Source organism: Deltaproteobacteria bacterium (assembly GCA_016874775.1).
In the GTDB taxonomy this organism is placed as follows: domain Bacteria; phylum Desulfobacterota; class Binatia; order Bin18; family Bin18; genus VGTJ01.
The window spans coordinates 14,987-32,329 of sequence record VGTJ01000050.1; the positions used below are offsets into that span (position 1 = coordinate 14,987).

At 54.1% G+C, this 17,343-nt stretch carries 16 protein-coding genes; 9 read left to right on the forward strand and 7 right to left on the reverse strand.

The features are described from left to right. Window positions 1–120 precede the first annotated feature (120 nt). The 4 genes from FJ147_10670 to lon form a co-directional block, all read right to left on the reverse strand. Window positions 121–678 carry a hypothetical protein gene (locus tag FJ147_10670; protein ID MBM4256350.1) on the reverse strand — a complete coding sequence of 186 codons (558 nt, stop codon included), beginning with the start codon at window positions 676–678 and terminating at the stop codon, window positions 121–123. Between the two features lie 229 nt (window positions 679–907). Beyond that, window positions 908–2,092 carry a phosphoglycerate kinase gene (locus FJ147_10675; protein MBM4256351.1) on the reverse strand — a complete coding sequence of 395 codons (1,185 nt, stop codon included), beginning with the start codon at window positions 2,090–2,092 and terminating at the stop codon, window positions 908–910. Between the two features lie 39 nt (window positions 2,093–2,131). Then, complete coding sequence (locus FJ147_10680) at window positions 2,132–3,013, reverse strand: UTP--glucose-1-phosphate uridylyltransferase (GenBank protein MBM4256352.1); 882 nt, start codon at window positions 3,011–3,013, stop codon at window positions 2,132–2,134. Window positions 3,014–3,109: 96 nt separating this feature from the next. Further along, on the reverse strand, window positions 3,110–5,560 hold the full coding sequence (gene lon, locus FJ147_10685) for an endopeptidase La (GenBank protein MBM4256353.1): 2,451 nt from the start codon (window positions 5,558–5,560) through the stop codon (window positions 3,110–3,112). A 117-nt stretch (window positions 5,561–5,677) separates the two neighbouring features. On the opposite strand from lon, the gene FJ147_10690 reads away from it, so the two are divergent. Genes FJ147_10690 through FJ147_10700 form a run of 3 tightly spaced genes read left to right on the forward strand, consistent with a single transcriptional unit; the run spans window position 5,678 to window position 7,366 of the window. Further along, on the forward strand, window positions 5,678–6,112 hold the full coding sequence (locus tag FJ147_10690; protein MBM4256354.1) for a DUF2203 family protein: 435 nt from the start codon (window positions 5,678–5,680) through the stop codon (window positions 6,110–6,112). Between the two features lie 9 nt (window positions 6,113–6,121). Then, window positions 6,122–6,877 carry an HAD family hydrolase gene (locus FJ147_10695; GenBank protein MBM4256355.1) on the forward strand — a complete coding sequence of 252 codons (756 nt, stop codon included), beginning with the start codon at window positions 6,122–6,124 and terminating at the stop codon, window positions 6,875–6,877. Window positions 6,878–6,895: 18 nt separating this feature from the next. After that, window positions 6,896–7,366, forward strand: coding sequence for a TIGR00725 family protein (locus FJ147_10700; GenBank protein ID MBM4256356.1), 471 nt, complete (start codon window positions 6,896–6,898; stop codon window positions 7,364–7,366). 104 nt (window positions 7,367–7,470) lie between these two features. Here FJ147_10700 and FJ147_10705 read toward each other — a convergent pair whose 3' ends face one another. Next, window positions 7,471–8,244, reverse strand: a complete 774-nt coding sequence (locus FJ147_10705; protein ID MBM4256357.1) for a 5-formyltetrahydrofolate cyclo-ligase — start codon at window positions 8,242–8,244, stop codon at window positions 7,471–7,473. 299 nt (window positions 8,245–8,543) lie between these two features. Here FJ147_10705 and FJ147_10710 point away from each other — a divergent pair, with 299 nt between their 5' ends. From FJ147_10710 to apgM, 5 genes are all read left to right on the forward strand, one after another. Then, the gene (locus FJ147_10710; protein MBM4256358.1) at window positions 8,544–8,876 is read left to right on the forward strand and encodes a hypothetical protein; all 333 of its coding nucleotides are present in this window, start codon (window positions 8,544–8,546) and stop codon (window positions 8,874–8,876) included. A gap of 22 nt (window positions 8,877–8,898) precedes the next feature. Then, complete coding sequence (locus FJ147_10715; GenBank protein ID MBM4256359.1) at window positions 8,899–9,858, forward strand: LLM class flavin-dependent oxidoreductase; 960 nt, start codon at window positions 8,899–8,901, stop codon at window positions 9,856–9,858. Between the two features lie 120 nt (window positions 9,859–9,978). Next, window positions 9,979–11,538, forward strand: a complete 1,560-nt coding sequence (locus tag FJ147_10720) for a DUF1329 domain-containing protein (protein ID MBM4256360.1) — start codon at window positions 9,979–9,981, stop codon at window positions 11,536–11,538. A gap of 33 nt (window positions 11,539–11,571) precedes the next feature. After that, the gene (locus FJ147_10725) at window positions 11,572–12,129 is read left to right on the forward strand and encodes an adenylyltransferase/cytidyltransferase family protein (GenBank protein MBM4256361.1); all 558 of its coding nucleotides are present in this window, start codon (window positions 11,572–11,574) and stop codon (window positions 12,127–12,129) included. A gap of 23 nt (window positions 12,130–12,152) precedes the next feature. Beyond that, window positions 12,153–13,544 carry a 2,3-bisphosphoglycerate-independent phosphoglycerate mutase gene (gene apgM, locus FJ147_10730; protein ID MBM4256362.1) on the forward strand — a complete coding sequence of 464 codons (1,392 nt, stop codon included), beginning with the start codon at window positions 12,153–12,155 and terminating at the stop codon, window positions 13,542–13,544. Window positions 13,545–13,596: 52 nt separating this feature from the next. Here the strand turns inward: apgM and FJ147_10735 are convergent, their stop codons facing one another. Further along, window positions 13,597–15,267 carry an NAD(P)/FAD-dependent oxidoreductase gene (locus tag FJ147_10735; GenBank protein MBM4256363.1) on the reverse strand — a complete coding sequence of 557 codons (1,671 nt, stop codon included), beginning with the start codon at window positions 15,265–15,267 and terminating at the stop codon, window positions 13,597–13,599. A 72-nt stretch (window positions 15,268–15,339) separates the two neighbouring features. Continuing rightward, window positions 15,340–16,341 (reverse strand): hypothetical protein, encoded by a 1,002-nt coding sequence (locus tag FJ147_10740; GenBank protein ID MBM4256364.1) that lies wholly within the window; start codon window positions 16,339–16,341, stop codon window positions 15,340–15,342. Between the two features lie 216 nt (window positions 16,342–16,557). Here FJ147_10740 and FJ147_10745 point away from each other — a divergent pair, with 216 nt between their 5' ends. Next, window positions 16,558–17,232, forward strand: coding sequence for a TauD/TfdA family dioxygenase (locus FJ147_10745; GenBank protein MBM4256365.1), 675 nt, complete (start codon window positions 16,558–16,560; stop codon window positions 17,230–17,232). Window positions 17,233–17,343 lie beyond the last annotated feature (111 nt).

Below are 17,343 nucleotides of genomic sequence, written 5' to 3' on the forward strand. Positions count from 1 at the left end.
GCCTCACCAGCGATAACGATTCATCGCCTTTTCTGTTTGTCACGATCTGTACCGGCAAGCAAGGTCAGCCGCAATCTCAAGTCTCAAACGAGCACAGCAAGAGCACCCGTGTTTCCTGTTTTAGTAGACCCATTTCCCTTTGGTGAAGCGGAAAATTTCCAGCACTGGAGACGTCCCGACTTGCTCGAAAGGGCCTTGGATGGCCTGTTCTTTGGTTTTTCCGGTACATCGTAGCGTACGTTCGTAGTAGGTCAGGGTCCCGACAAAGGGCGTGTCTGTAGATTCGGTTTTCCTCACTTGAATCGACCGCTCTGGCAGATAGCCAATATATTCCGCAGAATAGCCGTCAGGGGTTTCCGTCACTTTTATCTTCTTGGCACGTTGGAACTCTTCAGCTTCGGCAAGTTTTGCCATCCATTCGCGCGCAAAAGTTTCGAACGTCGTACGCGCAGTATCCTCATCGAATTTTACCGGGGCCTTGGCTTGCGCAGCTCCTCTGGGCTTCTTGGCTTTTGTTGTTTGCTTTGCGGGTTTGACGGCTGTGACCTGCTTGGCAACCGGCTTCTTGGTGGTCTTCTCTGCTGCTTCACCAGCAACCGGAAGGAGAAGAAGCCCAGCGAGGATCAGACCGGTGATAGAGAATGAGGTTTTGTCGAGGGTACGAGGGATGCTTGGCATAGAATACCTCAGTGCGTGTAATCTCCGTGTAGTTAGTGACGCGTTCCTATGTGCAAAAAAAACGCCAAGGCGGGTTACACCTTGGCGTTTTTCTTCTTCCAGTATCGATACCATGATTATGTAAAGAATATATCGTTCTGCTTAGCGACTCATTTCCGGACCCTGTGTAGCAAAAAAGTATCGACCAGAAAAGGGGGGCACTGATTGTGAGTGAGGTTCGCGTTGACAACTACCCGCGCAGTGCTGCCAAGCCGGGAAGATCTCCAGCCTCCAGAAACTCTAACGACGCACCCCCACCAGTCGAAACGTGGCTAACTTTGTCGGCGAGCCCAGCCTGAGTCAGGGCAGCGACAGTGTCACCTCCCCCCGCAACGCTAAAGCCGGTCGAGCGTGCGACGGTTTCGGCGAGTGCTCGAGTACCCTGGTCAAAGGGTGGTATTTCAAACACGCCCATTGGTCCATTCCACAGGATCGTGCGAGCTGAACGTACAGCAGCGCGAAAACTCTCAATACTGCGCGGGCCAATATCTACCCCCAAGCGATCACTGGCAATCTCAGGGCCGGCGGTCGTTGTGGCTACAGCTCCGGGTTGCAACTCTGCGACAACAACATGATCTTGTGGAACAAGAATCGTCACTCTTTGTTCTTTGGCTTTCGCCAGGACCGTCCGGACTTCTTGGACTTTCTCCGGTTCGACCAACGACTTTCCGGTGGAGATGCCTTGCGCTTGCAGCAGTGTGTAGGCCATTGCGCCACCAATAATGATGGTATTGGCGCGGGTGAGCAGGCTGCCAATGAGTCCAATCTTGTCGGATACTTTTGCACCGCCCAGTATGGCAACGAATGGGCGCTCTGGGGACTGCACCAAGCGTGAGAGCGCTGCGACTTCCTTCTGCATGAGGAACCCGACTCCTTTATGCACACAGTGGGGAACCATGCCAACCACTGAAGCGTGTGCCCGGTGCGAGGAGCCAAAGGCGTCATTGATATAGACGTCCGCGAGGGCAGCCAGGGCACGCGCAAAGCCAGCCTCGTTTTTTTCTTCCTCTGCATGGAACCGCAAATTTTCTAGTACGAGCACGTCGCCAGCAGTTAGTTTGTTGACCGCAGCTTCCGCTGCGGGGCCGACGCAATCGGATGCCAGTGGGACGTTTGTCTCTAAGAGTGTCGCGAGTCGCTCGGCTGCTGGCTTCAGAGAGAACGCTAGGTCGACTTTACCTTTCGGACGACCGAGGTGAGAAGCAAGGAGGACCTTGGCGCCCTGCTGGCGGGCATAGCGAATCGTTGGGAGGGCTTCGCGGATACGGGTATCGTCGGTGACGGCACCGGCTTTGTTGAGCGGGACGTTGAAATCAACACGAATGAAGACGCGTTTGCCTTGTAGTGATAATTGCTCAATAGTCGTGAGTGCCATAATCGCTCCAACTGATGGCCGTGGGTAAGAATGAACGGCTTACTTTGAGATTTCCGCGTGCAGCTCACGAATGAGTGCATGCATGCGGTCTTTCGTGGTGGGATTGTTCAGGGCCAGGCGTATGGTGGTTTCGAGGAACCCTGGGACAGTTCCGACATCGTGACGTCGACCAGTGAACTCATAACCGAAAAGTCCACGCTGCTGACGGAGGACTTTGAGGCCGTCGGTTAATTGAATTTCTCCGCCAGCTCCAGGTTGGACATGTTCGAGGATGGAAAAAATCTCTGCAGGTAACACATAGCGACCGATGATCGCGAGATCCGAGGGTTCGGTGCCGCGCGGTGGCTTTTCCACCATGTCCGAGATTTCATAGGTCCGCGGTTCGCGCTCGCTGCCAGCGATGACGCCATAGCGATGAATGTCATTGCGGGGAATGCGTTCCAATGCCACCACACCGGTACCCGTACGTTCGTAGACACGTATGAGTTGGACAGACAGCGGCGGGGCGGCTTCACCGAGATCATCGGGCAAGATCACTATGCACGGCTCATTGCCTACGGCTGCTCGCGCGCACAGGACGGCATGGCCGAGCCCACGTGGTTGATCTTGATAGACACAAGAGGTGCGAATACGGGAGAGCAGTTTATTCAGATCGTCTAACAGAGACGCTTTGCCTTGATCGGCGAGCCAGGCATCGAGTGCTGGTGCCGGCGAGAAGTAGTGCCCAATGCTTTCTTTGTTCTCGCTAATGATGAAAACGATCTCTTCGATTCCAGCCGCAACTGCCTCTTCAATCGCATACTGGGTAGCTGGGCGATCGACAACGAGCAACAGTTCCTTTGGGACAGTCTTGGTCACGGGCAGAAGGCGGGTGCCCAATCCAGCGGCGGGAATCACCGCTTTTCTCACCTTTTGTGTCATGCGCTTTCCTCAAAAAAAAACGGGAGGCTTGGTCGCCTCCCGTTGGTCGTATCAACACCAAGAGGGCATTTCGTTGAGATGCTCCTCTTGGGGTATTTATGATGATGCAACTACACTTTGAAAGCTTGTCGGTTTCGCGTCGATGGGAATAGCTGCAGGCTCCAAGGCTAAGTCGAGTACATCATCCATCGTTTCGACGAAACGAAACTGCATTTCCTGTCGCACATTCGCTGGCACATCTTCCATGTCTTTTTCATTGCGCTTGGGCAGGATTATCATAGTGATGCCTGCACGACGTGCGGCCAAGACCTTTTCCTTGACACCGCCAATCGGCATGACTTTGCCGCGCAAGGTGATTTCGCCTGTCATGGCAACGTGCGAGTGCACTGGACGACCGGTAAGCAGCGAAGCAAGCGACGTCGCGATGGTGATCCCCGCCGACGGCCCGTCTTTGGGAATGGCACCGGCTGGTACGTGAATATGCAAGTCACAATTCTCGAAAAAGTCTGGTGCAATACCCAACCGGTCTGAGCGAGAACGGACGTACGACAACGCAGCCTGTGCTGACTCTTTCATGACATCGCCCAAATGGCCAGTGATCGTCAGTCCTTTTTTGCCAGCCATGCGCGTGGCTTCAATGAAGAGAATGTCCCCGCCATTGGGCGTCCACGCCAGACCAGTGGCAACGCCAGGCTCTTGCGTGCGTTCGGCGACCTCGGAGAAGAATTTCTCCGGTCCAAGCAGTTCTCGGAGTTTTGCCTGGTTGACGACGGTCTTGTCGGTTTTGCCTTCGGTGACGGTCCGTGCAACTTTTCGACACACGCTCCCGATCTCCCGCTCTAAATTACGCACCCCAGCTTCATGGGTGTAACTCCGAGCGATACTGAGAATGGCATCATCAAGTAACGTGATGTTATTGTCGGTGAGCCCGTTTTCTTTAATCTGCTTGGGAATCAGGTGACGCTTGGCGATCTCAAGTTTGTCCTCTTCGGTGTACCCCGCCAGTTCAATGACTTCCATGCGATCACGTAACGCTGGTGGTACCGGCTCCAAATAGTTGGCCGTGGTGATGAACATCACTTTCGAGAGGTCGAAGGGGACATCAAGATAATGATCCGAGAACGAGAAATTCTGCTCAGGGTCGAGCACTTCGAGTAAGGCTGACGCCGGATCGCCACGAAAATCCATTCCCAGTTTATCGATCTCGTCGAGCATGAAGAGCGGGTTGTGCGAACCAACGGTGCGTAACGACTGAATCATGCGCCCCGGCAGCGAGCCTATGTATGTACGTCGGTGGCCACGAATCTCAGCTTCGTCACGCACTCCACCAAGGGAAATGCGAGCAAATTTCCGTCCCATCGCACGCGCAATAGAGCGTCCGAGAGAGGTTTTCCCAACGCCCGGAGGTCCCACGAAGCACAGGATAGGACCTTTGGAGTCATTCTTCAGCTTGCGCACGGCCAGATATTCGAGAATGCGGTCTTTGATTTTTTCCAGATCGTAATGATCTTCGTCTAACACCTGGCGAGCATGATGGATATCCAAATTATCTTCAGTGGAGATCGACCACGGCAGGTTGACCAGCCACTCCAGATAGGTACGAACCATCGAATGCTCAGCCGACTCGACTGGAATCATGCGTAGCCGTTCGAGTTCATTATCTGCGGCTTTGCGTGCCTCTTCAGGCATCTTGGCATCTTCAATCTTTTTGCGCAGATCCTCAATCTCGTTGGAACGCGAGTCGTTTTCGCCGAGTTCTTTCTGAATCGCGCGCATCTGTTGGCGCAGATAGAACTCTTTCTGGTTCTTGTTGAGTTCAGTCTGGACTTGCGACTGAATCTTGTTGCCTAACTCAACCAGCTCGATCTCACGATTGAGAATCGACGAGAGCTTCTCTAACCGGTTGCGGACCTCGACCGTGTTGAGCAGATCCTGCTTCTCGTCAACTGAGATGTTGAGGTTCGAGGCGATCAAGTCGGTGACGCGCCCTGGGTCCTTAATGTTCATGACCACGCCCTGCAACTCATCTGGCAGGTAGGGGACCATCGAGACGAACTTGGCGAACTGACTCACAAGATGTGCCTGTATCGCATCTAGATCTTTGGATGGAACAAAGGTGTCTTGTAAATGAGCGACGCGCGCGCGGAAATACGTCTCATATTGTCCGTACTCACGGATCTCAATGCGTTTGACGCCCTGCACCAGAATGCGCACACTTCCATCTGGATACTTCAACATCTTCAAGATGCGGCCAGCGCATCCACGCGAGTATAAGGCATGTGGGGTAGGGTTCTCGTCATCAGGATTTTTTTGTGTAGCTAAGCCAAGAAGGTTATCTCCTTTGCGACAATCCTCCACGAGCTTAAGCGACGACCCGCGCGAAATTAACAGCGGGACGATGGCGGAGGGAAAAATGACCACTCCCCGTAAGGGTAAAATAGAGAGCTCTGCAGGAACAACGACGCCGCTGAGATCGTCTTCAATGCCAGCGGTGCGATGTTCTTGGCTTTGTTCTTCTTCACTTCCACTAAATCTCGAGTCTGCCATCGAGGCGTCCTCCAGTTCTATGCAATCTCACTGTGAAAAAAAGATAATACATGGTCTCCGCTTGCACAAGGGGTAAAGAGTAGCTACAACCGTGGCGCTCTAAGCGACGAGCCATATATGCCAAGTGATTCTCGTGAACACTTCTTTTCGGTAGCTGAAGCCAACGCTTTAATCCCACGTTTTGAACTCATCTTGGACCGTATGCAGCGTGCCAGTCTCAAAATTCGTGAGGAACTCGCTGCGATCGCGCAGGAACACGGCGAGCGCAGCCTTGACCAGATGTCCGTGCATCAGCTCATACAAATGAAACCGGCGTTGCATCCGCTTTTTGAACAACTCTCGCAGAATGTCGAAGAGATTGAAGCGCAGGGGTGCTTGTTTAAGGGCCTTGAATTAGGGCTGGTAGATTTTCCTGCCCGTATCGATGGCGAAGTGGTTGAGTTATGTTGGCAGTATGGCGAGAAAGAGATTCGCTTCTATCATGGGCGCGAAGATGGGTTTGCTGGGCGTCGGCCACTCAACCCGCAACAAAAACAACCCCTCTATCAATAGGCTCGTATAGTGAAACGCTATCGCGCTGTTCTGTTTGATCTGTTTGGCACTGTGGCGCTGTTTCGCCAGGAGAAGCTGCCGCTCTTTGAGTGGAACGGCAAGTCGTCGCGGTCGACGATGGGGAAATTGCGGGCCGTCGTCGAGCAAAAAGTTCCACAGGTGCCGTTTGCCCAGTTTATGATGGCGCATACCGAGGTCTCACGTGAACTAGGAGAAGTCCGCAGCCGTGAGATGCGGGAGTTTCCTTCCATCCATCGGTTCGCGTTGATTCTTGCGCGTGTTGGCCTCAGCGAATCTGCCCAAACGCAACAGATTGCCCAGGAATTATCGCTCGCGCATATGCAACTGTTGGCCGATGCGACCGATGTTCCGGCTTCACATAGTCAACTCCTCGCCGATACGCGGCGGCAGTATCGCGTGGCGCTCGTCTCCAATTTTGATCACGGTGCGACCGCGCGTCACATTTTGCAACGTGACGACGTGACGGACTGTTTTGAACACATTGTCATTTCTGACGAGCACGGGTGGCGGAAGCCACATCCGCTGATCTTTACCGACACGCTCGCCACGCTTGGAGTTGAACCGCAAGACGCGTTGTTCGTCGGCGATTCGCCGCATGATGATATTCGTGGAGCTGTTGGGGTAGGAATGGATGTCGCGTGGGTGAATGAACACGAGATTCCCTTGCCAGGCGATTTACCGACACCGCAGTATGTGGTGCGTGCAATTCCAGAACTGCGCGATATTCTCCTGTCCGAAGTGTAAGAGTTGGAGGAACCCACGATGGCACGAAAACTCCAGATTGCAGTGGTTGGCGACAATAATCCATCACCAGAAGTGACACAGCTCGCAGAAGAGATAGGGCAAGCGCTTGCTCAGCGCGAGGCGATTGTCGTGTGTGGTGGACTTGGTGGGGTGATGGCTGGTGTTGCACGTGGGGCAGCGGCACAGGGAGGGACAACGATAGGGATTCTGCCCAGCTATGATGCCACGACCGGCAACTCTTCGCTTTCCATCGTGATTCCTTCTGGGCTTGGTCATGCACGCAACATGTTAGTGGTTGCGTCTGGTGATGCGGTGATCGCGTTGCCTGGTTCGTATGGGACGCTCTCTGAAGTCGCTTTGGCGCTGAAGCTAGGCAAACCGGTGATCGGGGTGAACGCCTGGGGAGACGTGAAAGGCGTCCAAGCTGCGAAGACAGCAGATGAAGCTGTGACACTGGCGTTGGCTGCGGCGCATCGCATTAACGGCTAAATCAAACCACACAAGATTGGTATACTGCGGGTTATTACCGGAGAGATGTAGCGTACGCCATGCGCACGAGAGTTCTCGCTTAGACAGAAGAGCGAAACTCTGGCTTATCCTTGCCGTGTACCGGTTCCACCTTGCCGCAAGCGTTTGCGCAGGATCGGAATGGTGTTGATCTCGATGTCGCGTAACAAATCCCAATAGATACCACGAGGACGAGGGTACACTGCGCGTGTTGCGATCACTTCTGTTGGAGTAATGATGAAATCAACCGGCAGGTCATGCGGAAACATGGGGATCTTGTGGAGAATAAGCTGGAGTGGGTGAATCGTCGTGACAATAGGTGTGAGTTCGCGAACTTTGCCTTCCTCGCGTAGTAATCCGTATTCAAGGTCAGAGAATCCGCCCCCTTTGCCAAGCCGTGCCCCATCGCGACTGGTCGCGACTGAACCAGTGACAATCAAGTCGGTGTGACGCATCTCACGAGGTGTGACAAGGCGACCATATTTGAGCGCACCACGAATGCTCGACACTAAGGGAACGCGAGAGCCGAGCCGTTGTGGGTCCAGTTCGACAAAACATTTTTCGGTGCGCAGCCGCGGCACGGCTAGGTAGAGAAGCTTGCCATCGGTTAACGCTGCACGTCGAACCGCAAGTTGGGGAGCATCCGGGCCGACTTTTATGACTTGGGCTTTTCGCCACACGGTGAGCTCACGCAGGAGCATGGCGGCGCGTTCGGCGCCGATAAAATTTGGCACCCTCCCAACCGGGCCAGGGAAACGGGTAATTCCTTGTTGTGTGAGCAGAGTCCAAATTGCCTTGCGAATTTCTGCCTTTAGCGTTGCAGCTTGAATGTTGTTAGGGTAACGCTCGCGTAGGGCCATAAATGTCACGCTAGGCAATAAATACTTGTTGTCTCCATACAGACCATAGAACGACTAAAAACACAATATGAGGGCGCGAGCAGGTTTCTGCTTGAGTTGAGAATTCTTGCAAGAAACTCTATACACAGGCTCGAATGCTGCGCCTCGCGTTACGTCAGACTGTCTTTCTGCTCGCTGAAGGCAAAGCGATGTTCTTAGGAGATTGTAGTCGAGATAGCGCGCGTTGTGCAAATTTTCATCATTTTTCGTATTGTCGACGGCACGATGCCGCGTGCCGAAACAATACTAAAGGGGTAACTATGCCGACAAAAGAAAACCGTGCTGAACTGTCGCTCTCGGGGGGAGATCTACTCCCCCATGCCAAGAGTATTGAGCGATTTTTGCGACTGTTAACTTGGCAGATGTTCTTCTTACTCGCCTTACTATTGTATATCGTCATGCGTCCGCAACCTGGACGGTATCAGTTTACGGTTGTTGGGGAAGACGCAGGCGTGTTCGATACTGCGTATGGTCGCGCGCATTTGGTGAAGTTGCAGAAGCAGATACAGAAGCCAGGAGAAACACAGCCATCGTCAGGCGTTCCAGCGACAGAGACGGTGCCGATGAATAACCAAAACCCCGAGGCGAAATAATCGAGAGAAGAAGGGAGGATGTATGAAGCGTTTGGGAGTCGTGCTATCGACCGCTACCGAGGCGCCACCTAAGGAGTTCGTCGAATTGGGCAAACTGGCTGAAGACAAAGGCTATGCGGCGATTTTCGTAAACGAGGGGCGCGGCGATGCGCTGGCGTGTACCGAAGCTATTGCGCTTGGCACTTCGCGTATTCAGGTTGGCACCAATATCGCCAATATCTATTTCCGCCATCCGTTTCTTGCCGCAATGACCGCAGCGACCATCGATGAGTTGTCTGACGGTCGATTACTGTTGGGGTTTGGCATCAGCCATCGCCCGCTCCTTGAGTCCCTTGGGATCACCATGGATCAACCGCGTAAATACATGCGGCATTATGCATCAACAGTGAAGAGTATCCTCACAGGGAAACATGTTGGCTCGTTCTTTCGACCACGCCCCTCGCTTCATCCGGTGCCGGTGTATGTTGGCGCAGTGACTGTTGAGTCTGCTGAGGTTGGCGGAGAAGTAGCCGATGGCATCATGCCGTTCTTACCGGCACGTTCATACCTGCCAAGCCTTGTCAAAGCAGCGAGAGATGCGGCGCAGCGAGTAGGAAAAGACCCACAAGCGGTTGATTGTATTGTCAGCATTCCGACCTTCATTTCCGATGACATCGATCAGGCACGTTCTGCTGCACGCTACAACCTGGCGTTCTTTGCTCAGTTGCCATTCTATCGGAAACAGTGGCGTCGCTGTGGCTTTGTTGAAGAGGTGAATGCAATGCAAGAAGCCTGGAAGAAAAACGACCGGCGAGCCGCAGCTGCACTGGTGACCGATCGCATGGTTGAGGAAGTCTGTGTCTTCGGTCCAGCCAGCATGTGTCGTGAACAATTGGTTGCGTTCCAGCAGGCCGGAGCGGCGATGCCAGTGCTTGCTGTCAGCCCAGTCAACGAAGAGCGTCTAGCGGCGACACGAAAAGCGCTAAGCTTGTTGGCGCCGTGAAATACTCTTTTGTCTTGTACTCTTGCTGTACGACGGTTCCTGCCTTATAAATACTGATGAGGGCAATACTGAGACCGGCGAGTCGCTAGCGACTCGCCGTACGCAGATTGTACCAACATCATGAACATACCAAGCGCAGCTTCTCGTTTTCTCCCCGTTGTTATCTCTACACATACGCAGAGTATAGTAAGGAAGGATAGCGTGCACCCAACGTCACGACTGCTCGTGTGGATTACGTTCGCTCTGATAATGGTAATTGGATGGTCGACCGCTGCCAGCGCTGAAGTATCTGCCGCCGCAGCTCGTACCTGGAAGACGGTTGAGGAACTCTCACCGGAAGAATTGCAGAATCTCGATTTACGCACCGAGACTCCGCGTGACCCACAGACATCGTACCTGCCAGCGGAAGCGTATCCTTTTACAGCGCCATACACGGCAGAAGGGATGGGCTATCGGTTGATGGAGTTTACCCAGCGGCCACGCTGGTCATGCGCATTTGCCAACCTCTGGGGGTCAATCACTCCTCAAGGAGTGTTGCTCAATCCGGGCAAATCGATCACCTTCATGAACTATTTCGGTCCTGATGGGGTAAACGCCGAGTTCTTGCGCAAACCGGGTGAAGAGCTCTATCGCTACATGAACCAGAATATCTTCCCGCCGGATGCCGAAGGCTCGCAACGCATGACGATTCGTTATCGTACTGACAAGAGCTTTATTAAAAAAGAAGAAGCCTTCATGTATACGCCAGCAATCCGACGGGTGCGGCACCAGGCGCCGTTTCGGCGTCAGGATCGATTTCCCAACCAGGCGCAAACGACGGATGATGGAAATGGCCGTGATGCGTGGGAGTTTTCCTGGCGCGTTGTTGGCACGGACGTTCTGTATCAGACGGTACGTTTTCCCGTGACCCGGCCAACCATTGTGATTGGCAATACTGGCGACGGAGTCCTCCGCGAAGTCGCCACCCGCGATATCAAAATCATGGGGCGAGACTACCCGCATTACCGCGAAAACGGTGGTGTCGAATGTTATGTCGTTGAGGCACTCGCACGTGAAGATTGGTTGCCCGATTATTATGCGCCTCGCATCCTTTATTGGTTGGAAAAGCATTCCTTTTATCCGTTGCGAGTTGAGCAGTATGGACCCGATGGCAAGTTGTCGTTCATCGAAACACGCCTGACTGAGATGTTTAACCCCAGTATGGGTGAGCGGGGCTATGGGCCTATGCTGATTGTGTACTGGCATATTGGCACGGATATTCTTACCTATAACATTCGTGACAACCATCGCCTGAAGACATGGACTGATGAAGAAAAGGAAGTCTTCTTCAATCCCGATTTTATGCGCAGAAGGTGGTATCTGGACATGTCGGTGAAAAGCCAGATGGAAGTATCACATCCTGAGAAGTTTTTTATGCGACCAGCGCTTGAAGAGGGGAAATTTCCGCAGCTCCGTCCTATCCAACTGCCAGAAGAAGTGATGGAAAGTGTCACTGCACAGAACCAAGCTGGCCGACTAGTTTTTGAAGTGAACAAAACGCAACCTGCGACGACAACGGTGGCGCAGCCGACCCACGCTACTGACGCGAAAGCCGCACCCGTCTCGACGGTAATATCCAGAGAAACTCCGCACACCTACGCGCAAAGTCCAGAACAAACGACACCGGCAGTGGTGCGATAAGTAATCTGTTGCGATTTCTGCTATACAGCGCCCATGCGTCATCGCTATGGCATGATTCACGGGCGCTTTCAACCCTTCCATAATGGGCATTGGGAGTATACACAAGCTGCACTGGCACGCTGTGACCTCCTGATTATCGGCATTACCAACCCAGACCCGTCGCTTGTTGTTTATGAACCAGCAGATAACGGACGGCACTTGCCTGAAGCGAATCCGTTTACTTTTTTCGAACGGCAGCGCATGGTTCAAGCGACGTTGCTTGAAGCCAACGTTCCGCTCTTTCGTGTTGCGATTGTCCCGTTTCCGATTCACCATCCCGAACGCTGGGCATCGTACTGCCCAGCGGAGACCGTGCAGTTTCTGCGTTTATTCTCTGCCTGGGGAAATGAAAAGTTACGGCGCTTTCAGGATAACGGCTGGAGCGTTGAAGTATTAGATGAAGGTGTAGCAAAAGAAGTGAGTGGGACTGAAATACGACGACGTTTGCGAGCCGGGCAAGGGTGGGAGGAATTGGTGCCCCCTGGAACCGCTAGCGTACTACGAGCGATTGGCGCAGAGGAGCGGGCGAGGAAAGTCGTCAGCATTGGGTAGCCAGTAGTGAGCAAGCATACTTTATGGTGAACGCGGTGACAAAAATCCGCAATCCGCATTCTACAAGCCGTATTCTCTTTATCGTGCTCGACGGTCTTGCTGATCGCCCGCAATCACTTCTTGGAGGTAAAACCCCGCTTGAGGCCGCACACACTCGCCATCTCGATCGACTGGCGGAACTGGGCACTACCGGATTGTTGCTCCCATTGTCTCCGGGCGTGCCCTTAGAGAGTGAATTTTCGCACTTCCTCCTTTTCGGCTATTCATCTGATCAATTCCCTGGCCGTGCCGCTTTTGAAGCAATCGGCCGAGGATTCGATATTGCTCCAGAGACTGTCGTTATGTTGGCGAGCTTTGCTTCAACGACGATTGTCGAGGGAAGGGTCCGTCGCGACACCATTCTCTGGGAGGAGAAGCAATCTCGTGACGAGGCAGACTGTGAAGAACTGATCAAAGGGATTGCTGAATACGAGTCGCATGGAATTCATTTTTCACTGCAATCGTGCGGACATTGCGAAGCAATCCTCACTCTCTCTGGAGATCCTAGTCGCTATATCTCTGATGTTGATCCGTTTTATAACGGCGCGCTGGTAGCGAAGGCGCTGCCTCTAGTTGAAGATCCTGACCACACAAATGCAAACCGTACCGCGACAGCATTGAACGATTACTTGAACTGGGTCTGGCAACGTTTGCAGAGCCATCCAATTAATCAGCAAAGGAGATTACTTAACTCCTCACTGATAAACTTTTTGTTGACCAAATGGGCCGCAGTACGACCAGATGTTCCACCTTTTCTTGAACAAAATGGACTACGGGCAGCGAGCATAGAGAACTATCCACTTTATGTTGGGTTGGCGGGTGGTTGTGGCATGACTTCTGTGACTGTCTCTCACTATTCAGATGTTGCGGCTGATTTTCAGGAAAAACTGCGGGTTGCGGACACGCTCTTTCAGCAAGGATATGAATTTGTCCATGTTCACTCGAAGGGGCCGGATGTTGCGGCACATCAGAAAGATCCTCTAGCCAAGCAACGTGCAATTGAGGCGATTGATAGTGAGCTTGGTGATCTGGTCAGACGAGTTGAAGCCACAGGCGATGTGCTTGTGGTCATAACCGGCGATCACGCCACACCGAGTAGCGGTCCGCTGATTCATTCTGGTGAGGCGGTACCGTTGCTCATAACTGGTGGACAGAACGTACTCAGCGACCATGTGAAGCAATTTCATGAACGCGCAGTGATCACTGGTGGATTAGGGCAGATTCGCGGTGCTGAGCTGATGCCCGTGCTGCTTAACCTTACTGACCGGGTGCGCTTACATGGCATTCGGCATCAATCGCAGGTTCGGCCATATTGGTCGGGGGCAGTGGAGTCGTTTGAGGTAAAGAGTAGTCAGGAGAAAAGAACGAAGTCCTGATAAGTACCGTTCCAGGTTGGCTGCTGACTACTCTCTTGCTTGTCTGCGGTATTCAGAGCGCGGCAACAACGTCGGCCTGATGTTCTTTCTCTAGCACGAAACCCTCATAGCCTTTGGCCGCAACCTCAGCGATGCGTTGAAAGTAGAGGGGGCCGCCCAGGTGTACACAGAACTGACGAGGCTTGCCGGGGATATTGGCTCCGGTGTACCAGGAGTCGGTAAGAGGATAGAGCGTTGGATTGGCAAACTCGGAGACCTCGCGATCCCAGCTCTTCTCGGCGTCGGGCGTGGCCTCAATGGCGCCGAGGCCATGTTCGCGCAGGTAACGTACGCAATTGCCGATCCACGTTGACTCAAGCTCGGCACCCAGCGGCATATTGAAAAGCACTGATGGTGAGCCTGGGCCGTGGATCATAAAGAGATTGGGAAACTCGGCGATCGTGATGCCGAGGTAACTATCGAAACGCGTACGCCATTTCTCTGCTAAGCGAACGTTACCACGTCCCTTGGGGTTGAGACGCAGCAGCGCGCCGGTCATGGCGTCGAATCCTGTTGCCAACACGAGCATATCGAGCTGGTGGTCACCTGTCGCTGTGCGCATCCCTGTTGGCGTGATCGCTTGAATCGGATCTTCGCGCAGATCGATCAGCGTAACATTGTCGCGGTTGAAGGTTTCAAAATAGCCATTATCGAGAAGCTGGCGCTTGGTGCCCAGGTAGTAGTCAGGCATCAGCTTTGCGGCAGTCTGAGGATCACGCACGATCTCACGAATTTTGCCTCGTACGAAGTCGGCCAGCGTACGGTTGGCTTCTTTATTTGTCATGATATCCGTATAGCTACCAAACAGCAGGTGCAGGCCTCCCTGCTGCCACAGGGTTTCATAGCGTGCCTGGCGTTGCTCGGGAGTGTCGTCGAAGGCAGAACGTTCGGTGACCGCAAACGGCGAGCCCACGGGTGAGGCATTCATCTTCGCCCGCAGTGCCTCCCAGTTCTCGCGGGCGTCCCGCACCATCTCGGGGTCGACGGGGCGGTTGCGCGCTGGAATGCTGTACTGTGGCGTGCGTTGGAACACCGTCAAATGTGCGGCCTCACGGGCGATCTCAGGAATTGCTTGCACCCCCGAGGAGCCAGTCCCGATCACGCCGACGCGCTTGCCTGCAAAAGAGACGGGTTCCTGTGGCCAGCGACCGGTGTGATAGCACTCGCCGGTGAAGCTATCGATCCCTGGGATGTTGGGTTTGTATGCCGCCGAAAGAGTACCAACGGCGCAGATGAGAAATTGAGCAGACACGTGCTCGCCAGCGCTGGTCTCAAGCTGCCAGCGTTGTGCCGCTTCGTCGTAACGGGCATCGCTCACCCACGTCTCGAGCTGAATGTCGCGCCGCAGGTCAAATCGATCGGCGACGTATTCAAGATAAGCCAGCACCGACGCCTGATCGGGCTGAGTTTCGGCCCAGTCCCATTCGTGCATCAGCTCTTCTGAGAACGTGTAGCAATAGAAGGGGCTTCCGGGAAAATCAACTCGTGCTCCGGGGTAGCGGTTCCACCACCATGTGCCGCCCACACCACCAGCACCTTCATAGACACGTACCGCGAGACCCATCTGACGCAGGTGATGCAGCGCGTACAAACCGCCAAAGCCCGCGCCGACGACGACTGCGTCATAGTGCGCGCGCGCTCCGTTTCCTTTGGCTGGGTGTAAGTGTTGACTCCTACTGGCCATGTGGTTCCCTCCTTTTCTCTGTGCTTGTGGTTGGTCTGACCGTTTAGTGATCGCCCATCTTCCACCGTGCGCTTACTGGTAGATGACCACACAGCGGACCTCGATGCTCCATCGCGCTGGTGCATCGGGCGGAGTGGTTGCATCATCGAATGCCGTATGGAAACTGAACGTGCACGGCGCTTGCGGGTCATCGCTGTCAGGCCGCTGCCCTTTGGGCCGTGCCAGCGGGCCAGCCGAGTCCCATTGCTTGATCAGCAGTGCCTCGTCGCGTGTCATGGCTGGGTAGTGATACCACGTGTGTCCCGGATCTGGTTTGGAGAAATAGTTCTCGCCTATACGGTCGGCACAATGTAACTCAAACACGCTGAGGTCTTTCGGGGTCACTGTTTGTGCGTCGCACAAAGCCAGCGCATGGGTTGCAACCGGCGTATGGGCAATATTACGCCACACGTTAATGATGGCGAAGCGACCGTGCTCGCCAATCGCTGTCTCTACCTCTGCTGGGTCAAGCAACGACGCTCCCGACGCGAGGGTAGAACGGAGCGTATCATTCTCACACGGCTCTTGTGCCAGGCGTTGCAAACGCTCAGGAGCGCTGGTGAGGGTATAGTCACCATGTGTGATTCGCGCTGGGCCTTGCACTTCCTGTCCGCCACGAATACGCAGTTTGCGTTGTTTTCCATCGGTAGAGCGGACGTTGTGGTCAAACGCTACCACCGTTGCAGCGCCGGTGACCTCTTTGAGCAACTGTGCACACTCGTGGTAGTAATGTTGAGCGACGTCTTGGTGGTCGAGAAAGTCGAGATTGGGGTGCATTACGGGACGAAAACACAGCTCAAAGCCGTTTTTCTCGACCGTGCGCCGCTGGGTACCGGTGAGCAGTCGCGCGTTATGAACCGTGACGTGACGTTCGTCGTAAACGACCCCCAGCAACTCCGAGTCGCTTCCGTCAGCGTTGCGTCGCAGGAGCATTTTGCCGTTACGATATAGAGAGCTAGGAACCGAGGAATCGAGGTAGTTTAACCGGCCTTCACTTGCTTCACGATTGGTCGCCGGTGCTACGGTTTGCGTCATGCCTGCCTCCTTGTATCTTACGCCTGTGGATCATAGCGTCCAGCGGCAGTATATGACAAGCGGTCGGGGTGCCGCTTGTGGCAGAGACGGAGACGCATGGCAATGATCGCTACTCTGGAAGGGGTGCGTGAATCGAGGTAAAATTCGCCTCCGATTGATGATGCGTGAGTTGCAGAGTGTCGCTCAACGTTACGCTTGACATAAGGAGGGAGACTTATGACACTTACAGTTACTCCAACGGGGGCCACGCTCGGTGCCATTGTCACCGGCGTCAAGCTCGCTAACCTCAAGGCTGCGGAATGGGACGAGATCGAACGTGCCTTTCTTGCCCATGCCGTGTTAATCTTCCCTGGTCAACATCTCAGCGAGACCGAGCAGATCAACTTCGGTGGCCGCTTCGGTGCCATTGAGCATCTGGTTGCCGACCGCGAGATCGTACCGATCAGCAATCAGCGCACCGACGGCACGCTGATGAGAGACGACGAACATGGCATGCAGCTTATGCGCGGCAACGAAGGCTGGCATACTGACAGCTCCTACATGCCACTGGCTGCAAAGGCCTCCGTCCTGTCTGCACAGGTTGTTCCCTCAGCGGGCGGACAGACCGAATGGGCGGATATGCGGGCGGCGTACGATGCACTTGACGAGGCGATCAGGACTCGCATCGCTGCACTCTCGGCCTATCACTCGCTGTACTATTCGCAAGGTCGTATCGGCCACAAAGTTGCGGTCGGCGCAGGGTATGGCTTTCACAGAGAGGAGCCGCCACTGCGTCCCTTAGTGAAGGTCCATCCAGTAACTGGACGGAAGTCTCTCTTCATTGGCCGTCACGCGTATGGCATTCCGGGGCTAAGGCGGTGGCAGGAAACAACTTACCGCAATAGTGATTGACCGGAGTGGAGAGCCTCTGCACAAGAGCAGGGATGAGAGACGAGACCATTGTGTGCTGGCTTCGGTCTAAGTATCGAAGTCTGGTCGAAGAGCTGGATGAACGCGGGCGAC